Origin of the sequence: Pseudomonas sp. PS01299 (assembly GCF_029960145.1) — a bacterium.
In the GTDB taxonomy this organism is placed as follows: domain Bacteria; phylum Pseudomonadota; class Gammaproteobacteria; order Pseudomonadales; family Pseudomonadaceae; genus Aquipseudomonas; species Aquipseudomonas putida_A.
On the sequence record NZ_JASCPO010000488.1, the window covers coordinates 1 to 1,199 of the forward strand.

Genomic DNA, 1,199 nt, shown 5'->3' on the forward strand with positions numbered 1-1,199 from the left:
CACTTAAGGTGTTGGCTGGCACACCGCATTCGCGAGCAAGCCCGCTCCCACATTGGTATGCGCTGAGCCAATGGTTGCGGCAGCACCCGGCTAAAACTGTGGGAGCGGGCTTGCTCGCGAAGAGGCCGGTACGGCTGGCAACCCTCTCATTCAAGACCTGCAGGCACTTCCCGCGACGGGCACAGAAGGCGCCAAGGGATGCCGGGAAGCGTCTTTTTATCCGTCGGGCCGCGCCTTACCGCTCATCCGAAAAGGCTTCGTACCTGTAATTTCTGACAGTAGCCAGGGCCGTCATCTTCAGCGCTGAATAACTCCATGCCCTTTGTCTCCCGACAGTTCGCTTGGAGTTCCGTCCATGCTCGTTCAGCCCAAGAAGAGAATCTCTGCCCCCCATTCATTGCTGGACCCGATAGTGCTCGGGCGCCTCCTGCCTTCCGGTCAGTGGGGGATCAACCGGGCGGCGGTGTTCACTTTTCCCGACCTCGGCCTGCTGGTCGTCATCCCCGTCTGGGCCACCAAGGCTGTCGGCGATACCGTCAAGCTGCTGCTCAATGACCGTGAGGTCGACGGGCGTCCCATCATTGACCAGACCGAGCTCAAGCAACCGACCCTCTTGTGGGTGGCTCCCCGTCATCTGCAGACAGGTCCTTACCAACTCACCTACGAAATCAAACAGCCCAATCAAAAAGAAGAGCGTCCTGACAAGCCCCTCAACCTCTTCGTCAAACTGGAACTCCCCGGTGGCCAGGACATCGACCCGGGCCCTGGTCACTCCAACCTGTACATGTACATTCCCCCGGAAATCGTCAACGGCGGTGTGGACAGAGACGTTGCCGAAGCGGGAGTGCCGATTGTCATCAGGTCCGAGTCCGGCAGCGGCTTGCCTTACCCCGACATTGCAGTGGACGACGTCATCCTTCTCTTCTGGGGTGGCACCCTTGTGGAGTCCACACCGGTGACTCAGGCGCAGATCGACGATCCGGTGGCCAACCCGATTCTGATCTGGATCACCAAAGCCATCATTGAGCTCGTCGGTGACACCGACGACTCTGGTCTGGCGGTCACCTTCAAGGTGCGCGACATCGTCGGCAATGAATCGGAAGACTGGTGCAAGGCAACCCGCATCGTCGTCACCACCGGCATCGACCTGCTGGCCGCACCGATTGTTCAGGAGGCTGTCAATAATGAACTCGACGCCG

General features: G+C 59.7%; 1 pseudogene. It reads left to right on the plus strand.

Annotation, left to right across the window (positions count from 1 at the left end):
• Positions 1-355 precede the first annotated feature (355 nt).
• A pseudogene (locus QMX91_RS31180) lies at positions 356-1,199 on the plus strand (hypothetical protein); the annotation flags it as partial.